The sequence below is a fragment of the Caldinitratiruptor microaerophilus genome (genome assembly GCF_025999835.1).
Lineage (GTDB): Bacteria > Bacillota > Sulfobacillia > Symbiobacteriales > ZC4RG38 > Caldinitratiruptor > Caldinitratiruptor microaerophilus.
The window spans coordinates 109,983-128,146 of record NZ_AP025628.1 but is presented as its reverse complement, the minus strand read 5'-3'; the positions used below and the strand labels follow the sequence as shown (position 1 = coordinate 128,146).

The window sequence follows — 18,164 nt, the reverse complement described above, 5'->3', positions numbered from 1 at the left end:
CTTACACCCTCCTCCCTGCCTGCGCCTTGACGCTGAGCTGCCGGTAAGCCTCCGTCCATTCCGGCGCCTCGGACTCCCGGATGACGCCGATCTCGAACCTGCCGTCCCCCTCCTGGCCGGTGCCGACGGGCACGGCGTTGTTCCGCATCCAGAGGAGAGCGTCCAGTCCCGTCTCGAGCCCGTTCAATCGGCCGGCGTACGTGGGACAGGACGAGATCGCCTCGACGAAGCTGAAGCCTCGGTGGCGGATGGCCCGCTGAAAGAGCTGGACCGTGAGGTCGAAGTGGTAGGCCGTGGAGCGGGCCACGAAGGTAGCGCCTGCGGCTGCTGCCAGAGCCGCCAGGTCGAAGGCCCTTTCGACGTGTCCACCGGGGGAGGTGGTCGTCACATGACCCGGGGCCGTCGTGGGGGCGTACTGTCCCCCGGTCATCCCGTAAATCCCGTTCTGGTACACGATGAGCGTCAGGTCGATGTTCCGGCGCGCCGCGTGGATGAGGTGGTTTCCGCCGATCGCGGCCGCGTCGCCGTCGCCGCTGATCACGATCACGGTCAGGTCCGGGCGGGCTGCCTTGATCCCCGTGGCAAAGGCCAGGGCCCGGCCGTGGGTGGCGTGGACGGTCCCGAAGTCGAGGTAGCCCGTGGCCCGCGACGCACAGCCGATGCCGGAGACCACCACCGTCCGGTCCCGGTCCAGGTCGAGTTCCTGTATGGCCTTGACCAGGGCCTTGGTGATGATGCCGTGGGCGCAGCCGGGACACCAGATGTGGGGGAGCTTGGGCCGAAAGTACTCGGCCACGAGCGCCTGCGTCTCCAGGTAGCGCACGGGTCTGAACCCCCTGCTCGAACCTTCGCGTCGGCCCGGCGGACACCTCGCTACCAGGCCTTGTCCCCCAGGAGCTGAATGGCGAAGTCGGGGCAATAGATCTCGCAGCGTTCACACCAGATGCAACGGTCAGGTTCCACCACCTGCGGGCTGCCATCCGGGCCTGCCGCGTACACGTCCGCCGGGCAGATGGAGATGCAGATCCCGCACTTCTTGCAGTACCCCCGGTTGATGACGATCTCCGGCGTGTCGGGGCTCTCGCGCCACCCCGGGTCTTCCCGAACCCGGTGAATCCCCTCCGCCCTGTCGACGATCCCGGTCCCGTGCCCTGCGCAAGCCAGCGTATCGCTCACAGCGTTCCCTCCCGCGCCTGCCGTGCCAGGTCGAAGCCCCGGCGAAGGGCCATCAGGTTCAGCTCACGGGTCCCGCCCGAAACGCGCCCGGCCACGGCCTTTTCCAGCGCTCCCGGCGTGACCACTCCGGTCCAGGCTACCAGCACCCCCAAACCCATGATCGTCGCCACGATGGCGCGGCCCAGTTCCTCAAGGGCAACACGGGTGAAGGGCAAGCCCACGACGCGTCGCCCTTCGCCCAGGACGTATCGGTGCTCGACCATGCTCGAGTCATGGAGCAGCAGTCCGCCGGGCGCCAGAGTACGGGCAAAGCGGTCGTAGGCATCCTGGCTCATCACCAGCAGGGCCTGCGGGGTGGTCGCCTTCGGGTAGTCGATCTCGTCCGGGCTGATGATCACGTCGGCCCGGCTGGCCCCCCCGCGGGACTCGGGGCCGTACACCTGGGTCTGGACGACGTGGAGCCCGTCGTAGAGCCCGGCGGCCTCGGCCAGGATGATCCCGGCCAGGATCAGGCCCTGGCCGCCACTACCCGCCAGGCGCACCTCGTGGCGCCGCCTCTGTGTACGGGAAAGCTCTTGCACGGCCGTACGGTCACCCATCAGGCCCGCCCCTTTCAGACCAGTGCCTGGAGGATCTCGTCGGGTGTGAACAGTTCGCCGCCGACACGGGAGAGCGACCGCACCGGGACCAACCCGGCAGCGGCGCGCTCGACCTCGCCGACCAGTTGGCCCAGGTTCATCTCGGGCACCGCCAACGCACGCACCTGTTGAGCCAGCTCCCGCACCAGGTGCGAGGGGAAGGGCCAGATACAGGAGAGCTGGAGGAGCCCGGCCCTCACGCCCAGCGCCCTGGCTTCGCGCACCGCCCGCAGCGCCGCCCGTACGGGTGAGCCGTAGGCGACCACGGCCACGTCGGCATCCTCCAGATAGTGGCGGGTCGCCAGGGTGAGAAGGTCGCGCCTCGCCTCGATTTTCGCGTGAAGCCGCCGGATGAGGGCTTCGGCCACGCGCGGGTCGTTCGTCGGGAACCCGTCCTCGCCGTGGTACAGGCCGGTGACGTGAAACCGGTAGCCGCTGCCCAGCGGTGCCATGGGTGGCACCTCGTCCGGCGCCGACACCCGATAGGGCACGTATGCCTCCGGCGGCACGGCGGGGGTCGGCCTCTCTTTCACCGTCACCTCGGCCGGCACGGAGACCACCTCGCGCATGTGGGCCACAACCTCATCCGCCAAGAGCACCACCGGCGTCCGCAGGATCTCCGAGATCTGGAACGCTTTCACGGTGAGCTCGTAGTACTCCGCCACAGAGGCCGGCACGAGCACCACGATGGGGTGATCACCATGGGTCCCCCACCGGGCCTGCATGACGTCACCTTGAGACGGCAGCGTGGGCATACCCGTGCTGGGCCCCACCCGCTGTACGTCGACGACCACGATCGGAATCTCGGCCAGGCAGGCGTAGCCGAGGTTCTCCTGCATGAGGCTGAACCCAGGTCCGCTCGTTGCGGTCATCGCCCGGACCCCGGCGAGGGAAGCGCCGATGCAGGCGGCGATGCTGGCCATCTCGTCTTCCATCTGGATGAAGGTGCCGCCGACCTCAGGCAACCGGCGCGCCATGTACTCGGCGATCTCGGACGAGGGGGTGATCGGGTATCCGGCGTAGAAGCGACACCCTGCCGCGATGGCCGCTTCCGCACAAGCTTCGTTCCCCTGCAGCAGCCGTCGGGCAGCCACCGCCATCTCGTGGTGCCTCCCCTGCACGACGCTCCCTCCCTGGACCCTGACTTCGCCGCAACACAGGCAAGGTATCCGCCGGGGTTCTGCCTCAAGGGGTTCTGACTGAACGCCCGCCTGGAGACCAGTCGCTCATCAATTATGAGCGGCAGGTAGGTCAAAAGAAAGCCTCGTCCCAAAGTCGTTTCAGCATGAGTATACCGACCCGCCCGCCCCAGCGCAAGATACCGTCGAAACGCCGAAATACTCAGCCCTCTCCGAGAAGATGCCGGGCGATATCCGCCGCGTACTCACGCAGGTCGGGTGATCCTGCGAACTCCAGCGGCACCACGCTCACCCGTTCCTGCCAGATCAGGAACTCCAACCCGGGCAACAGGGCGGCCAGTGCGTGGGCCAGCGGCACCCAGTTCTCGAACACCTCCATGGCGTGCGAATTTCCCAGTACGAAGCGGAGGCCCATCCGGGCGGCCGCGTCGACCAGCGGGGCTCCGGCCCGAACTCGGCTGATGCTCGCCACGACGGTGTTGCACCAGGGGAAGCGAGTGACCAGGGCCTCCAGGTGCTCCGGGCGGGTTCCCGAGTGTGGGAACACCTGGATGATGCCCGTCACGGGGTCGTCCGGACGGCCCAGGAGGATCCGAGGCCGTGTGGCGACGGCAGCGCTCTCCACCGCCGATGTCCCGACGGCTGCCCGTTCCGCCTCGAGGATCGATTCCTCTCGTCCCAGGCCCATGAAACGCTCCAGGCGCGCCGGGATGTCGCCCAATCGGCGCACCTCCGGTAACGGCTCCCCGACCACGACCACGTTCCCGGGGATGCCGCCGAAAGACGTGTCGCGGAAGACGACGTCCAGTCCGTGTAGATACGGGATTCCCGGATGGAGCCCGTGGAACGCCTCGTGCACCTCGATGAGGGCCAGGTCGTACAGCCCCAGGTATTGACTGAGCGGCACTCCGCCGGCGGAAGCCCCGTCGGCCACCGGGTGGTGGCAGATCAGAAGATCCACGTTCATGGCGCCCGCCAGTTCGATCGCGTTCTCCGTCAACGTGATGCCCATGGCAACCCGGCGCACGGGCCGGTCCCGCTTCCCGACGATGAGCCCGGGGATCTCGAGCACCTCCTTGCCCGGGATTCCGGACGACTTCCAGACGACGTGAGGGCTGCGAGCCCTCGCCGCCCCCGCAGGTTCTCCCTGGAAGAGCCGCCCCCGTGTGAGACGGCTGAGGGCCCGCAGCACGTCCGCAACGGTCGTGTACGGTCTGGTCATTGCGATGAACCCCTGTGTCGTCCAGTTTTACTGGCGTTTTCTTTCACTCGTACCGCCCGAGAACCTTCAACGCCTCTTCGACATATCGATTATCCACGACGTCCTCCGCCTTCAGAGGACCACCCTGAAGCATGCCGCGTTCGGCGTACCAATCGATGTCGCTCTGGATCCCTTTCATCCGCACGTAACCATTGGGGTTGAGGCCGGCCGGGAGCATGCTGTCCATGAGAGCTGCGTCCTTGACGGTGGACACCCGGGCGAGCAGGTCGACGATCTCCTTCCTGTTCTTGTTCTTCATGAACGCGTCGTTGTAATCCCGGAGTGAGCGCAAGTACGCGACCATGAATCGATTTGCCACGTCAGGGCGCTCGATCATGCTCGTGCCGTACACGATGATCGCGATCTGGGCGTTATCTTCGTATTCCGAGGGGTCCTTCCACGGATCCCCCACGCCCTTCTGGATCGCCTGCTGGACGAACGGCTCGATCAGCATGCCACCGTCGATGGAGCCGTTCGCCAAGGCGACCACGATGTCGGGGAAGGAACTCAGCACCTTGATGTCAGGGTTGTTCCGGGTGGTGAGCCCGCCCTTGCGGAGGATCCGGTCGAGCGCGATCTCGTCCAGGGATCCGACCCCCACGATGGCCAGCCGTTTCCCCTTCAAATCCTTGAAATCCCGCACCTGGCTTGCGACGTCCTTGCGCAGCACCAGCCGGTAGTAGCCCTTGCCCGGGATGTTGTAGCCCTTGTCCGCCACGATCTTCATCTTCACGTTGCGGCTCATGGCGTTGAAGAGCCCCGCTGCCGTCACCGTGAAGCCCACGTCCAAGTGCCCGGTGGCCAGGGCGTTGATCATGTCCTGCCCGGTCTTGAAGTCCAGCCGCTCGATCTCGATGCCGAGTTCCCTGTAGTACCCTTTCTCCATCCCGATCAGGGCGCCGGCGTCGGACGGCACAGCCTTCATGCCGACGGTCACCCGCGCCGGCGGGCTGAGCGGCGGCAGGGAGGTATGGCTTGCTTGAGCACTAGCCCCGGCACCGCCAGCCGTGACCCCCGCCGATGCCCCTTGGCTCGGAGCGGACGCAGCGCCGGGGCCTCCGGCGGGCAGCCCCCCGGTGGCTGCCGACCCTCCACCCGGACCGCGCACCCCACACCCGCCTGCCACCAAGAGAAGCATCGCGACCAGGCTCCACACCGCGCACCTTGGTACTCTCGTCATGGTGTCCCAACCCCCTTGAACTGCCTGAATAAGCAACCGCCGGACTCGCCCCGCCTCGGGAGTCGAAACCCCCGTTTCGGGACGAGTGCCGGCGGTTTCACTGGGCTCTCCTCAGGGAGCTCCCGCAACCAACCAGCTGTTCTCGAGATTGTCGCCGGGCGCTTCTATTCCACCGTCAAGCTAGTGTCCAAGAACACCACCGTACCGGCCAGCTGGGCCTCACCATCGTAATCTTTGAGCACCGCCCGCACGGACACACCGAGCCCTTCCTCCAGCTGGCGGCGCAGGCGCTCCTTGTACTGGCGCAAGAGAGCGATATCGGTTAGCCGGGCAGTCAGTTCCTCCGCTCCGTTCAAAGTCGACAGGGCCTTGAGACGCCGATTCTCCGCCAGGATCACGAGGACGCGGGGACCGACCACCTCGACGCGCTGCCATACCAGCCCGGTGCCAAAAACCTCCTGGTTGACCCGGTTGTTGATTCGCATGACCTCCTGCTTCAGGTCTCCCAGGCGCATCCCCCTGATCCCCGACCTGTCATCCACATTCAGGAGCGTATCACTATTCCGCCTGTCCTATTCTCCGTGGGAGCCGGAACTCCTGCTGGTATGGCAACTCCGCCGAGCGATGGGTCATATTCTGTAAACAGCCTACACGGGAAGGAGTGGCAACGGACGTGAACTGGTCGCCGCTGGCACTTGCCGCGGCCACCGGCGCGCTCGGTGGCCTGGTGCTTGACATCGTGCAGGACCGGACGCTCGACCTACCCCGCCTGCGCCGGGACGGGGTGTATATGGGGTTTCTCTCGGACATCCTGGCAGGCGCGGTCGGGGGGCTGCTCGCGTACGGCACCATGGGACCCCGGATGGACGTGACGCCCGAACTGCTCCTGCACGTCCTGAGCGGCTCGGGCGTCGCCGGCTACCTGAAGGCGGCGGGTTACAACCCCCGCGCGATGGGGCGTTAGTCGGATCCGCCGGCGCCGGGGTCCGGAGCCGGGTCGCCGGCGAGCGGCAGGATGACGGAAGCCCTTAGCCCCCCGGCAGGCCCGGGGGCGATCTCCACCTCGCCCCCATGGGCCTGGACGATGTCCTGGCAGAGCGTCAGGCCGAGCCCCAGGCCTTCCGGCTTGGTCGAGAAGAACGCCTCGAACACGCGGGTGCGCAGGGCTTCGCCGATGCCCGGTCCGCTGTCGCACACGTCAAGGCGGAGGCGCCCGTCCAGGACCGTCCAGTCCAGGAGGACGATGCCGCCCTCCGCCATGGCATCCAGGGCGTTGTCGAGCAGGTACGTGAACGCCTGCTGCATGAGGGGCGGGTGGACGACGACCGGGGGCGGCCCATCCGCCGCCCGCAGCGCGGGCAAGTACACCCGGACGTTCTGTGCCTCGGCACGCTCCTGGACTTCGGCCACCGCGGCCAGGAGCAGGTCCCAGGCCGACACCGGTTGCAGCTCGGAGAGCTGGGGTTTCCCCATGAAGAGAAGGTTCTGCATGATCCGGTCCACCCGGGCGAGCTGCCGGAGCGCCTCGGCGATCAGCTCCGGAGCGCGGTCAGGGCGACGCTCTACCGCCTGCAGCGCCATCTTCACCGCCGCGATCGGCGTGCGGAGGTCGTGCGCCGCCCCCGCCGCCCATCGCCCCACGATGGCGATCTTTTCCCTCCGTTCCTGATCGAGGCCTGGCCGGAGGTCCACCACCAGAGCCAGAAGGGCGGTCTCCTCCGGTGGACCCGGCCACACGGACGGGATGACCACCACCGGGACGGAGCTGCCGCTCCGGTGCCGCACCTCGCTGTACACCGGCTCCCGCTGTTCCCCCCGCCGGAGCGCCTCCAACCGCTCTGGTGTGCCGTGGATCTCCTGCAGGTACCGGGCCACGGCCTCGGCGGAGGCGTGCAGCCCCTGCTCCCCCGGGCCGTAGCCGAGCATCGCAGCGAAGGCGGCGTTCGGCCGCACACCGCTGGATGGACTCCAGACGAGCGCCCCGACGGGAATGGCCTCGAGAAACGGCTGGGTGTCCAACACGCCGTCGTGCTCCCTCGTGGAGACCTCTTCCTGGTTGCTCCATGGCCGTTTTTGCCTTTGAATTCGTATCCTGGGCCCCCGGTTCCTGCCAGCCAGGAACGCAACCATCCTGAATTCGCGCCGCTTTTCGGAACCACTACACGCGTGACCGCCGACGCCCACCAGCGGCTTGTAAGCAGCAAATGGTCGGAGAAGGGCGGCAAGACGCGTTCCTGGACCCCTGAACTGCACGAACCCACCAGCCACCCCTGCCGGTGGCCGGGCTCTGCCCCCGGCGCGCGTGTCACCGGCACCGTGCGGCCGTTTGCCGTCCGCCATGGGACCGCCCGCGTGGCATCCGTTACAATCCGACCTTGAGAAGTGCGATGTCCGGAGGGCGATCCGCCCGGAGGAGGCCGCGATCGATGCTGCCCGAGGCCAGAGTCCAGCTCTCGCCCTTGCCCGTCGGGGACTTCTCCGTTCGCTTCGTCGACGGTGACAACCGCTGCGGTGCCCGCCAGGCGGCCGACATCCTCGCCGAGACCCTGCGCCGGCAGGGGCTCGACTGCACGGCGAGCCGGGAGCGGCCGGTGGTGCACGTGCAAGGTCGCCGGGGCCGGGGCGCCCTCCGGTTCGCCGGTGAGGAGTCGGGGCGGGCCGACCTCCTGGTGGTCCTCGACGAATCCCTGCTGGCACGCGCCGACCTTCGCCGGACGCTGAACCCCGACGGGACGCTGGTGGTGGCGACCCCTCGTGCTCCGCATGCGGTCAGGCGAGGCCTGCGCTGGTTCGGCGGAACCACCGCCACCGTGGACGCCGAGGGCATCAGCGACGAGACCGGCGCGGAGCCGGCAGCAGCGCTGCTGGGGGCGCTCGCCCGCGCCACCGGCTTCATCGACCCGGACATCCTCGGTACCGTGACATGGATCGCCTACGACCGGCTGTGGCCCTATGCCGCGGTGGCGGCCACCCGTGCGCTGTCGGAAGGATACCGGCGGGTGCAGTTCTGAGCGAGTTCGGCGCATTTCTCAGCGCATAGAGAGGTTGCAGCGGCGAAACCGGACCCCGTGGTCCGGTTTCGCCGGTTCTTCCCGGGCGCGGCGGGCCGCGGCGATGCATCGCGGCGGTGCGGGCCACCTCGTGGCGGTGCGGCATCGCGGCGGTCCGGGTGTGGACGTCCGCGCAGGACTTCCTGTATCCTTATGAACGTGATTGTCACGCGGTGTTCGCCCGGAAAGGGGGGACGACGGTTGGGCATGCTCGGTTTCCCCCGCAACATCACCTGGCCGGCCGGTTTCACGCTGGTCCTCTTCGCGCTGGCCCTCCTGTTCACCGTCTGGCGCCGGCGCAGCGAGCTGTGGGCTGCCCTCCGCACTCAGTTCTGGGTCGGGGCCATCGTGATGTTGCTCGCCACTGCCCTCATCGCTCTCATGCTGCCCCCGGGATACAAGGGACCGCAGATCTAGGCCTGCGGTTTGCGAAACCCCTCGGACAGCGGACAAGGGAGAACGAACGCACAGCCAGCGCCGGTTCGCCGGCGCTGGTTTCTGTCTGGGCGACCGTGTGCGGCTCCAAGTTTTTCCGCCAGGCGCCGAACGAGACAGCACCGGTGTCCGTTATCGCGGTCGAGGTGAGACGGGAATGACTGGACACAACCCGCAACGGCCATGGGTGCGAGGTCTGGTCCGATTCTTCCTAACGGCCTCGCTGTCCCCCTGGATCCTGCTCATGTTGTGGTCCCCGCCGGCACCGGTCCGCGCCCAGGTGGCCACGAACCCTGGACCGGGGCGGTCCGTTGCCCCCGCATCCACCCGGACGGCGCCATGAGCGGCTCGGTGTTGGCGGTCTGCTTCCGCCCGGGCGTCGACCCCCCGTGGGAGCCACCCGTGCTCAGCCGCAAGCGTGCCCTCGAACAGGTGGTCACGTGTGTACCCTGGTTCCAGGACGGCAGCGGTGCCCGATTCCGCGTGTTCATTTACCATCTCAGCGACCTGTGGCCCACCGGCAGCATGGTGCTCGACGAGAACCTGCGCCCGGCCCCGCTGGAGCTGACGGCACGTGCTGTACGGACCTTGTGGTTGCTCGGTCTGGCCCTGAAGTCGGGGCTGGAGGCCCCAGCCCCGCCCTCGGAGATGACCCGTTACGAGGAGCTTTCACGCCAGCTCCGCGAATACCTGACTGAATGGCAGGCCCGGGTGACGGGTGCCGGTTGGCCGGTGACGTACCGCGAGGCGTTCGGCCGGATCCTGGACCTGGTCCGGTACCTCAACGAGAAGGAACTTCAGATCGACGAGCTCCGCCAGGGAGCCCGGGAGGCTGCACGGCGGCTCTACGAGCGGCTGGAGGCGAGGGGTGAGGAGGCCGTGGTGACCGAGGACGACCCGTGGACGGTCCTCACTCCGCACATCGCCGCCCTCGAGATCAAGCGCTCCCATTTCAACGGGGAACTGCGGGAACAGTACATGCCTGCGATCCACTTGCTCCAAGGGCTGCGGCCGAAAAGACCGGGGGTGTCCAGGGCAGCGGTGGAGGACCTTCGCAGGGCCCTCATGCACCTGGAGGGTTTCCTCGCCGGCTCCACCTCACTGAACCTTTACCCCAACGCCCGGTCCCACGAGCTCGACCTGCCGGAGGCGGTGATCCGGCGCCTCGTGGCGCGGCACCGGATCCCCACGCAGGTGGGCAGGAGGTGAGGTCCGTGTGCCTGCCGGTGCCGCTCCGGGAACTGCGGTCCGCACAGGTCCGGCGCACGCGGCGGCAGCTGGTCCGGCTGGCCCTCCGCTGGGCCGCTGCCGTGGCCACGGCCGGGCTCGTGGTATGGGGCTCAGCGGCCGCCGAGGCCAGCGCCGCAGGCCGTCCCGGGGGAGCCGCGCCCGGGGCTCGCCTCGCGCCCGTCGACGCGGAGATCCGACCGATGCCCGCCGGCGAGAACGGGCAGCTCCCACCTGCGGGCCCCGGCCCCCGCGCCGGGGCCGCCGACCGGGGAAACCCGCGTCCCGGGCGGCCGGAAACGCCCGGGCCGGTCCGGGCGGCTGGATCGGGCCCCGAGGCCGGGGGGCGCGACGTCACCCTGCCCGTCCGGATCGCCCAGACGCTCCTTCGCGCGGTGCAGATGCCCCTGAACATCCTGGCGGAAGGGCTTCGCCCGTCGGGGCAACCGAGTCCGGCCCGGATTTTCCTCGCCCTCTGGTCGGGGACGGGCCTGGCCGGCCCGCTCCTCCCCGACGGTCCGGCCCAGGACGCCGTGGACGCCGCCTATACGGCGGGAAGCGGCCTCTCTACCCTGACGGCCCGCTTCCTCGAACACGTCGCCTCAACCGACGCCGCGCTCCGGCAGACCGGCATTCCGGGGGCCCGCGGCCTGGCGTGGGCCATCACGGTGCGCCGGGCCGTCGGGCTGGGCCTGCGCCACGCGTTCGACCTGAGGGCGTTCGCGCGCAGCCTGCGCCCCTCGGCCGTCCTCGCGGCCGTGCGGGCGAGCCCCGGGAACTGGGCCGCCACGCTCGGCCGCATCGCCGGCATGGCGGGGGGCGTCCTCGGCGTCGCGCTCGGCGTCTACCGGGCTGTGGAGGCCCTGCGACGTCGCCGGGCCGGGGAGGACGGGTACGACAGGGCGGTCCGTGCTGCAGCCGGCCTCCTGGCCGCCGCGGCCGGAGTGCTCGGGATCGTGGTGGTCGTCTCGGCGCACCCCGCCACAGCGGCCGGTGCGGCTTTCCTCGCCACCGTGCTGGGAATCGCCGCCCTCCTCCTGGAGAACCGGAGAGCAGGCCGGCGGCTGGCGAACGCAGTGCGGGCGGCCGGACGGGCCGCGAGCGGAGCTCTTGTCGCCGGACGGGCCCGGGGCAGCTGCACCCGGGTGGGCGCGGCCCCGGCGTGCCGGCGGGAACCCCGCCCGGGCGGACCGCTCGCCCGGGAAGCGCCCGGCGAGCCGCCCACCGTTTTCCGCCTGGATCGCGACGGGGTCCTGGTCGCCAGCGAGCCCGGGGCCCGGTTCTCGCTGGAAGGCAAGAACCGCGTCTGGCTTCCCCCCTGGGTCCAGGAGCGCCTGCGGGAGGCCGGGGGCGCCGTCATCGCCATGTGGGGGGATCGCGCCGCAGCCGCCGTGTTCGGGGGGTCACCCCCGCCCCGAGGTCGGTCAGCGGGAGGCATCCCCGCCAACCTGCCGGTGGCCCGCTGGCTCGCCTCCCGCTGGGACGCCTGGGTGCCCATCGTGGAACCGGGCACCACGGAAGTGCTGCTGGGGCGCTACGACGCGGAGGGGTGCTACACCGGTCGGTGGCGGGTGGTGATCGCCCCGGACGGGACCATCACGGCAAAACGCTGGATCGCCCACCGCCGCCCACGCTGACTCGCAACTCCCGCCCGACCCGGACAGCTCACCGCAGGTACTTCCCGAGCATGCGGGCGCCGCCGGGTTCGTACCCGAGACGCCGGTAGAAGCCCACGACGCGCTCGTTGCCCTCGGCGACGTGCAGGTTCACCTTGGGCACGCCCCGGGCGGCCAGGCGAGCCTCGACCTCCGCCATCAGGCGCCGTCCGATCCCTCGCCCCTGCAGCCGGGGCTCGACCGCCAGGTGGTAGACCCACCCGCGCCGGCCGTCGTCGGCGCCCATGACGGTGCCGACGATCTCCCCGTCCCGCTCGGCGACGAGGAAGAGCCCGGGATTGCGCTCGACGAACCGCAGGAGGTCGGGCAGGTCGTCACCCGGCCGGAGCGCCAGCCCGGCACGTACCCACAGGGCACGAACGGTCTCGTAGTCCTCCGGACGGAACTCGCGAATCGCGCTGAGGGGTGCGGGTTCCATTCGGTCACCTCCGCATCGGACCGCGGAGCTAGGCTCCGAAGCCCGCCGGCGCCCCGGGCGCTGCCTGCCCGGCCGGCACCTGGGTGCTCACCGGCGGCCCCTGGACGAGCAGGTCGAACTTCGAGCGGCTGACCCGGAAATCGTAGACGGCCTTCAGGCGCTGGAGGCGTACCGCCGTGAGCTGGGAGGCAGCACCGTCCACCTCCACCCCGGTTCCCAGACCGGCCTCGTAGCGCAGGCGCTGCAGGCGAAGGTTCTCCTCGGCCTGCTCGATCGCCTTGTCGTACTGGGCGATCTGCGCGTGGGCGTTCACCATGTCGAGGTAGGCCCCGCGCACGGCGAGCTCCAGCTGGTTGCGGGCGTCCTCGAGCCGGATCTCCAGCTGCTTCTGCGTATACAGCTCCTTCCGGTGCCGGAAGGTGCCGGGCAGATACCGGGCGACGATCTCCACGACCTTCTTCTGGTGCTCGACGCCCCGGCTGAGCTGGTACAGGCTCAGGCTGTTCTCCGTCGCGTGCCGCAGGGCCTCGTCCAGGGTGGTCGCGGGCAGTTCCCCGGGTGCGAGCGGGTCGGTCAGCGTGATCCGGGTCTCCGCCGGCAGCCCCAGCTTCTGCCGCAAGGCCGCGAAGGCAAGCTCACGGTTCTTCTCCTCCGTCTGCAGGGCGGCACGGGCCTGGGCGACCTGCACCTCGGCGGCGAGCACCTCCGCCCTCGCCCGTACCCCGGCCTCGAGGCCCACACGGGCCAGTCGGAGCTGCTCCTCGGCCAGCCGTAGACTCTCCTGCCGGACCTTCACGGCCTCCTGGGCGAGGAGGGCGCTGAAGTACGCCTGCTCGGCGTCCGCCTGAACCTGGCGCTTCACCGCCTCCACGTTGCGCTCGGAGACGTAAAGGGCGTCCTGTGCTTGGCCGGGCCCGACCTCAACGGCCAGATCGACATCGATCTTGCCGGGTCCGCTCGGCCCGCTCTCCGCAGGAAGGGGCATATCCTGCAAGTCGCGCATCGTACTGGCCAGATTGCGGGCCTCCCGCACCCCCAGCCGGTCCCGCTCGACGGCCAGTTCGGCCAGCCGGACCTGCTGGCTGCTGGCCAGCGCCTTCTCCGTGGCCTGGCCGAGCGAGAGGCTCACCTCACCGCCGGCGCCGGCAGCCCGGCCGGTGCCCCCGGCCACGAAGGCGAGGCCCACCGCAAGCAGGGTCATCCCCGCGGCTCTCCGGACCCAGGATCGGAACCACACGGCTCTTGTCGGGTTCAAGTGGACCCCCTCCAGACATTCGTGGTCTCCTGCGGGCAGCAGCGCTCCGGTCAGGACTACAGCGCTCGACAAGCGGCGAGGCCGACCTCCATGGTACCACGAGGCGGCTGGCGTGGCGATCGCCCGGTGGAAACGGCGCGAGGAGTCATCCGAGGCGCTTCCGGAAACGCAGGGCGGCAAGTCCGACGATGGCCGCGGCGAAGGCCGCCAGCACCAGGACGTCCCGCCAGAGCAGGTCGAGCCCGATGCCCTTGACGATGATCCCCCGGAGCACTCGCAAGAAGAAGGTGAGGGGAAAGATCAGCCCGATCGCCGCCACCACCGGCGGCATGGCCTCCCGGGGGAACATGAACCCCGAGAGCAGGATGCTGGGGAGATAGAGCGCGAAGGCCAGCTGCATGGCCTGGAGCTGGTTCGTGGCCACGGTCGAGATCAGGAGACCGAACCCCAGCGCCGCCAGCAGGAAGAGCGTGGAGAGCGCCAGGAGCAGGGGCACGCTCCCGCTCGGCCGGACACCGAACCAGTACACCGAGACGGCGAGCGTGAGGGCGACCTCGAGGAAGGCGATGGCGGAGTACGGCAGGAGCTTGCCCACCATGAGCTCCAGGGGGCGGACGGGGGTGACGATCAGCTGCTCGATGCTCCCCCGCTCCCGCTCCCGGACGATGGCGAAGGCCGTGAGCAGCGTCGTGACGTTCTGCAGCACCGCCCCCAGGAGGCCGGGGAGGTTGAAGCGGACCGAGTCGAGCTCGGGGTTGTACCAGACGCGGGGCCGGAAGTCGATGGCCCCGGAGGGGCGGGTCCCCCCCGCCCGGACCACGCGCTCGGCGAGCAGGGAAGCGGAGTGGGCCTGCACGACCAGTTGCGCGGTGGCCAGCGCGGTGCGGGCAATCAGGGGATCGGAACCGTCGATGAGCATCTGCACCTGCGCGGGCTCCCCCCGGCCGAGCCGGCGCCCGAAGCCCGCCGGGATCACCAGGCCCGCACGGGCCTGTCCGGAGTCGACCAGCCGCCGCAGGTCCTCCTCGTCCTCCGCCGGTACGCTGAACACGAAGTAGCCGGTCGAGGCGAGCTTGTCGACCAGCAGCCGTCCGGCGGCGGAGTGGTCGCGGTCCAGGACCGCGGTGGGGATGCGATCGACGTCGGTCGAGACAGCGTACCCGAAGATCAGCATCATCATGACCGGCATGACCAGGATGATGATCAGCGTGGCCCGGTCGCGCCGGATGTGCAGGGCCTCCTTCGCCGCGATGGCCCACATGCGTCGCAGGTTCACGCCGGCCCCTCCTTTGCGCCGCCCGGGGTCGCGACCGCGGCCGGCCCCGCCGCCACCAGCGAGGCAAAGGCCTCCTCCACGCTCCCGTGGTCCCGGACCAGGTCGGCCGGCGCTGCCACGGCCAGGAGGCGTCCGGCGTGGATCAGGCCGAGCCGGTGGCACAGCGCCGCCTCGTCCATGTAGTGGGTCGTGACGAAGACCGTGAGACCCGCCTCCGCCAGCGCATAGATGTGTTCCCAGAAGCGGCGGCGCGACAGGGGGTCGACCCCGGCGGTGGGCTCGTCGAGGAACAGCAATTCGGGCTCGTGCACGAGGGCGCAGGCGAGGGCGAGCCGCTGCCGGTAGCCCGTCGGCAACCCTCGGACGGGGCGCCGGTGGACCGCAGGGTCGCCCACCACCTCCTCGAGGAGGCGCGCCACACGCTCTCGCCGGCGGGCGTTCGCCAGGCCGTAGACGGACCCGTAGAACTCCAGGTTCTCCGCCGGCGTGAGGTCCTCGTAGAGGCTGAAGCGCTGCGACATGTAGCCGATCCGGGCCCGGATGGCCTCGGTGTCCTTCCGCACGTCCAGCCCGAGGACCCGGGCCTCGCCGGCGCTAGGCTCCAGGAGACCGCACAGCATCCGGATGGTCGTCGACTTCCCCGACCCGTTCGGGCCAATGAAGCCGAACACCTCGCCGGTCTGCACCCGGAAGCTGACGGAGTCGACGGCCGTGAAATCTCCGAAGCGGCGGGTGAGTCCCCGGACCTCGATGGCCGCCACGGCCGTCATGCCCCCTCACCCGCCACCGTGAGGGCGATGAGGGCATCCTCGAGGACGGCCGTCGCCGGAGCCACGGCGGCGGACAGCCCGGCCCGTCCCAGGCCCTCTTCGATCTCGATCCGCATCCGCTCCGGGTCGTCCCCCAGCGCGGTGACCCCGCGGGCGTCCGCGTACGCCACCCGCACGGAGGGACAGCCCGCGGCGACCTGGCGCAACGCGGCCAGCGGGGCACCGGTCAGGCGGAGCACGCCGGGCGGCGCCAGCTGCCGGACCTCTTCCGGAGCTCCCTCCGCCAGGAGCCGGCCGCGCCAGAGGAAGGCCAGCCGGTCGCACCGCCGGGCTTCGTCCTGGTACGGCGTGCTCACCACCGCGGCCACGCCGCGGGCCCGCAGGCGGTCGAGCAGGGTCCAGAAATCCCGACGGGCAAGGGGGTCGACCCCCGTCGTGGGCTCGTCCAGCAGGAGCACGTCGGGCTCGTGGACGAGCGCGCACGCCAGCGCCAGCTTCTGGCGCATGCCCCCGCTCAGGTGGTCGGCGAGACGCCCGGCGAACGGCCCGAGGCCGGTGAAGTCCAGGACCTCCCGGATCCGCTCCCGGAGTACGCCCGGCTCGAGGCCGTACACTCGCCCGAAGAAGACGATGTTCTCCTGCACGGTGAGATCGCCGTACAGCCCCGGCGGCTGGGTGACGTAGCCGAGCCGCCGCCTGGCGCCGGGGGAGACCGGATCCTGCCCCGCCACCCGCACCTGGCCCCCGTCCGGCGCCAGCACGCCGGCAAGGCAGCGAAGGGTCGTGGTCTTGCCCGCCCCGTCCGGACCGAGCAGGCCGAACAGGGTCCCCGCAGGTACGTGCAGATCGATCCCGGCCAGCGCCTCCACGGCGCCGAACCGCTTGCGCAGCCCGCGCACCTCGATCATGACCTGCTGCTCTCCCCCCGCGAGGAATCGGGCCCGCCCACCGGCGGGGGGGCGGCGCCGACATCCAGGAAGGTCACGTCGGCCGGAAGGCCGGGTTTCAGGTGCCCCTCGGGGTCGGTGACCGCGACCTTCACGGCGAACACGATGCGGGTGCGTTCGGAGGGTGTCTGGACGTTGCGGGGGGTGAACTCGGCCTCGGGGGCGATCCAGCGAACCGAGGCCGGGAACCGGCGGTCCGGAAGCCCGTCGACCCGGACCTCCGCCGGCTGACCGGTGCGCAGGCGGACCAGGTCGGCTTCGGGGATGTACACGCGCACCCAGAGCCGGCGGGTGTCGACGATCTCGACCAGCGGCGCGCCGGGTGCGACCACCTCGCCCGGATGGGCCAGCTCCGCCGAGACCACCCCGTCGACCGGGGCCCGTACCGTGGACAGGTCGGCCTGGAGGCGGGCCAGCTTCACCGCGGCCTCCGCCTGTTCCACCGCCCGCTCCAGCACCGCGAGCGCAGCCCGGGTGGCCCCGGCCCGCGCCTGGTCGTAGGCGGCCTGCGCGGCGGCGAGCGCCTTGTCGGCTGCACGGAGGCGATCTTCGGCCTGGTCGAGCTGCGCCGCGGTCGCCGCTCCGCCGCTGACCAGCGCGCGGAGGCGGTCGCGCTCGCGCGCCGCCGCATCCCGCTGGACCCGGGCCTGATCGAGCGCCGCCCGGGCCTGGCGGATCACCTCGTCCCGGGTTCCACCGGCCGCTTCCTCGTACCGGGCGCGGGCGGTGGCGAGCGCGGCCTCCGCCTCCTGCACGCGGGCCTCCGCCAGTCGGCTGTCGAGGCGGGCGACCACCTGCCCGGCCCGCACCACTTCTCCCTCCCGCGCGCCGAGTTCCAGCACCCGGCCGCCGACTTCGGCGGCCACCCGGACCGTATCCGCCTCCACGGTCCCGGAGGCGGTGAGCGGGCGGGGTGCCCGGGTGCGGGCACAGGCAGAGAGGGCGGTCACGGCCAGGACCACGGAGGCGGCGAGGAGAGCCGACCGGGGGATGCGCCTGCTGAGCGAACGATCGTTCGCAGAACTCCGCGAAGCGGTCATCTCGGCACCACTCCGTGCAGGAAGATGTCGATGAGCGCGTCCACCGTTTCCTCTTCGGAGAACGGGAACAGCCCGCTGAAGATGAGGCGGTCAGTGACCACGTACGAAATGAAGAGGCCCAGGAATGCGCGAAGGATGAGGAGCGGCGGCACGTCCCGGATCTTCCCCTGCTCGATCGCCTCCCGCAGGCGAGGCACCAGGGAGACGCCGATTCGCTGAAAGTTGCCTGCCGCCACGTCCCGGATGTGCCGCCCGCCGAACTCCATCACGTCGAGGAACACCAGGCGGTAGAAGGCCACGTGCTCGTCAAGCCGCGACACGATCAGGTGGCTGATGCGGCGCAGGCTTTCGTCCGGCCGATCCGGATTCCAGAGCGCCGCGACCTGCTCGATGAGGGTCCGGAACGGATTGTCCGCCAGAAGGGTCTCAAGGATCTGCTCCTTGTTCTCGAAGTGAGCGTAGATGCCGGCCACCGACAGCCCGCAGGCCTGCGCGAGGGTTCGCATGCTCGTGCCGTGGTAGCCTGACCGGAGGAACGCGTCCCGCGCCGCCTCCAGGATGCGGTCCCGGGTGCTGCGTGTCTCAGGCTCATCGGTCACCGGAGCATGCCCCCTCACGGAAACGGCGGTGAGCGAACGATCGTTAACCAGGCCGTGCCTCATGGTAGCACGTGCCA

General features: G+C 70.2%; 20 protein-coding genes. 5 read left to right on the top strand and 15 right to left on the bottom strand.

Features of this window, described 5'->3' with window-relative positions; translation table 11 throughout:
• Position 1: 1 nt before the first annotated feature.
• The 7 genes from caldi_RS00635 to caldi_RS00605 form a co-directional block, all read right to left on the bottom strand.
• The gene (locus caldi_RS00635) at positions 2-823 is read right to left on the bottom strand and encodes a thiamine pyrophosphate-dependent enzyme (protein WP_264843148.1); all 822 of its coding nucleotides are present in this window, start codon (positions 821-823) and stop codon (positions 2-4) included.
• A gap of 50 nt (positions 824-873) precedes the next feature.
• Positions 874-1,176 (bottom strand): 4Fe-4S binding protein, encoded by a 303-nt coding sequence (locus caldi_RS00630; RefSeq protein WP_264843147.1) that lies wholly within the window; start codon positions 1,174-1,176, stop codon positions 874-876.
• Positions 1,173-1,775: a 2-oxoacid:acceptor oxidoreductase family protein gene (locus tag caldi_RS00625; RefSeq protein ID WP_264843146.1), complete on the bottom strand. Its 603-nt coding sequence runs from the start codon at positions 1,773-1,775 to the stop codon at positions 1,173-1,175. The genes caldi_RS00630 and caldi_RS00625 overlap by 4 nt, the downstream gene beginning before the upstream one ends.
• Positions 1,776-1,789: 14 nt before the next feature.
• Positions 1,790-2,935, bottom strand: a complete 1,146-nt coding sequence (locus caldi_RS00620) for a 2-oxoacid:acceptor oxidoreductase subunit alpha (RefSeq protein WP_319951782.1) — start codon at positions 2,933-2,935, stop codon at positions 1,790-1,792.
• Between the two features lie 220 nt (positions 2,936-3,155).
• A complete protein-coding gene (locus tag caldi_RS00615; RefSeq protein WP_264843145.1) occupies positions 3,156-4,175 on the bottom strand; it encodes a Nif3-like dinuclear metal center hexameric protein in 1,020 nt (339 codons plus the stop codon).
• A gap of 43 nt (positions 4,176-4,218) precedes the next feature.
• Complete coding sequence (locus caldi_RS00610; RefSeq protein ID WP_264843144.1) at positions 4,219-5,352, bottom strand: ABC transporter substrate-binding protein; 1,134 nt, start codon at positions 5,350-5,352, stop codon at positions 4,219-4,221.
• A gap of 206 nt (positions 5,353-5,558) precedes the next feature.
• Positions 5,559-5,909: a Na-translocating system protein MpsC family protein gene (locus caldi_RS00605; protein WP_264843143.1), complete on the bottom strand. Its 351-nt coding sequence runs from the start codon at positions 5,907-5,909 to the stop codon at positions 5,559-5,561.
• Positions 5,910-6,067: 158 nt separating this feature from the next.
• Between caldi_RS00605 and caldi_RS00600 the strand changes: the two genes are divergently transcribed.
• Positions 6,068-6,358, top strand: coding sequence for a DUF4257 domain-containing protein (locus tag caldi_RS00600; protein WP_264843142.1), 291 nt, complete (start codon positions 6,068-6,070; stop codon positions 6,356-6,358).
• Here the strand turns inward: caldi_RS00600 and caldi_RS00595 are convergent.
• Positions 6,355-7,416 (bottom strand): sensor histidine kinase, encoded by a 1,062-nt coding sequence (locus caldi_RS00595; RefSeq protein WP_264843141.1) that lies wholly within the window; start codon positions 7,414-7,416, stop codon positions 6,355-6,357. The genes caldi_RS00600 and caldi_RS00595 overlap by 4 nt on opposite strands.
• 404 nt (positions 7,417-7,820) lie before the next feature.
• Here caldi_RS00595 and caldi_RS00590 point away from each other — a divergent pair, with 404 nt between their 5' ends.
• The 4 genes from caldi_RS00590 (at position 7,821) to caldi_RS00575 (ending at position 11,743) form a co-directional block, all read left to right on the top strand.
• Entirely contained in the window at positions 7,821-8,405 is a 585-nt protein-coding gene (locus caldi_RS00590; protein ID WP_264843140.1) for a 2-oxoacid:acceptor oxidoreductase family protein, read from the top strand.
• Positions 8,406-8,645: 240 nt separating this feature from the next.
• Positions 8,646-8,861 (top strand): hypothetical protein, encoded by a 216-nt coding sequence (locus caldi_RS00585; protein ID WP_264843139.1) that lies wholly within the window; start codon positions 8,646-8,648, stop codon positions 8,859-8,861.
• Positions 8,862-9,218: 357 nt separating this feature from the next.
• Positions 9,219-10,088 carry a hypothetical protein gene (locus caldi_RS00580; RefSeq protein ID WP_264843138.1) on the top strand — a complete coding sequence of 290 codons (870 nt, stop codon included), beginning with the start codon at positions 9,219-9,221 and terminating at the stop codon, positions 10,086-10,088.
• Positions 10,089-10,093: 5 nt separating this feature from the next.
• Complete coding sequence (locus tag caldi_RS00575; protein WP_264843137.1) at positions 10,094-11,743, top strand: hypothetical protein; 1,650 nt, start codon at positions 10,094-10,096, stop codon at positions 11,741-11,743.
• Between the two features lie 28 nt (positions 11,744-11,771).
• Here caldi_RS00575 and caldi_RS00570 read toward each other — a convergent pair whose 3' ends face one another.
• The 7 genes from caldi_RS00570 to caldi_RS00540 all read right to left on the bottom strand — a co-directional run bounded on the left by caldi_RS00570 (position 11,772) and on the right by caldi_RS00540 (position 18,087).
• Positions 11,772-12,200 carry a GNAT family acetyltransferase gene (locus tag caldi_RS00570; RefSeq protein ID WP_264843136.1) on the bottom strand — a complete coding sequence of 143 codons (429 nt, stop codon included), beginning with the start codon at positions 12,198-12,200 and terminating at the stop codon, positions 11,772-11,774.
• A gap of 28 nt (positions 12,201-12,228) precedes the next feature.
• A complete protein-coding gene (locus tag caldi_RS00565; protein WP_264843135.1) occupies positions 12,229-13,401 on the bottom strand; it encodes a TolC family protein in 1,173 nt (390 codons plus the stop codon).
• A gap of 199 nt (positions 13,402-13,600) precedes the next feature.
• Positions 13,601-14,731 (bottom strand): ABC transporter permease, encoded by a 1,131-nt coding sequence (locus tag caldi_RS00560; protein WP_264843134.1) that lies wholly within the window; start codon positions 14,729-14,731, stop codon positions 13,601-13,603.
• Positions 14,728-15,492, bottom strand: coding sequence for an ABC transporter ATP-binding protein (locus caldi_RS00555; RefSeq protein ID WP_264843133.1), 765 nt, complete (start codon positions 15,490-15,492; stop codon positions 14,728-14,730). Before caldi_RS00555 ends, caldi_RS00560 begins: the two co-directional genes overlap by 4 nt.
• A 5-nt stretch (positions 15,493-15,497) precedes the next feature.
• Positions 15,498-16,409 carry an ABC transporter ATP-binding protein gene (locus tag caldi_RS00550; protein WP_264843132.1) on the bottom strand — a complete coding sequence of 304 codons (912 nt, stop codon included), beginning with the start codon at positions 16,407-16,409 and terminating at the stop codon, positions 15,498-15,500.
• The gene (locus caldi_RS00545) at positions 16,406-17,488 is read right to left on the bottom strand and encodes an HlyD family secretion protein (RefSeq protein ID WP_264843131.1); all 1,083 of its coding nucleotides are present in this window, start codon (positions 17,486-17,488) and stop codon (positions 16,406-16,408) included. Before caldi_RS00545 ends, caldi_RS00550 begins: the two co-directional genes overlap by 4 nt.
• Positions 17,485-18,087 carry a TetR/AcrR family transcriptional regulator gene (locus caldi_RS00540; protein WP_264843130.1) on the bottom strand — a complete coding sequence of 201 codons (603 nt, stop codon included), beginning with the start codon at positions 18,085-18,087 and terminating at the stop codon, positions 17,485-17,487. Before caldi_RS00540 ends, caldi_RS00545 begins: the two co-directional genes overlap by 4 nt.
• Between the last annotated feature and the right edge of the window lie 77 nt (positions 18,088-18,164).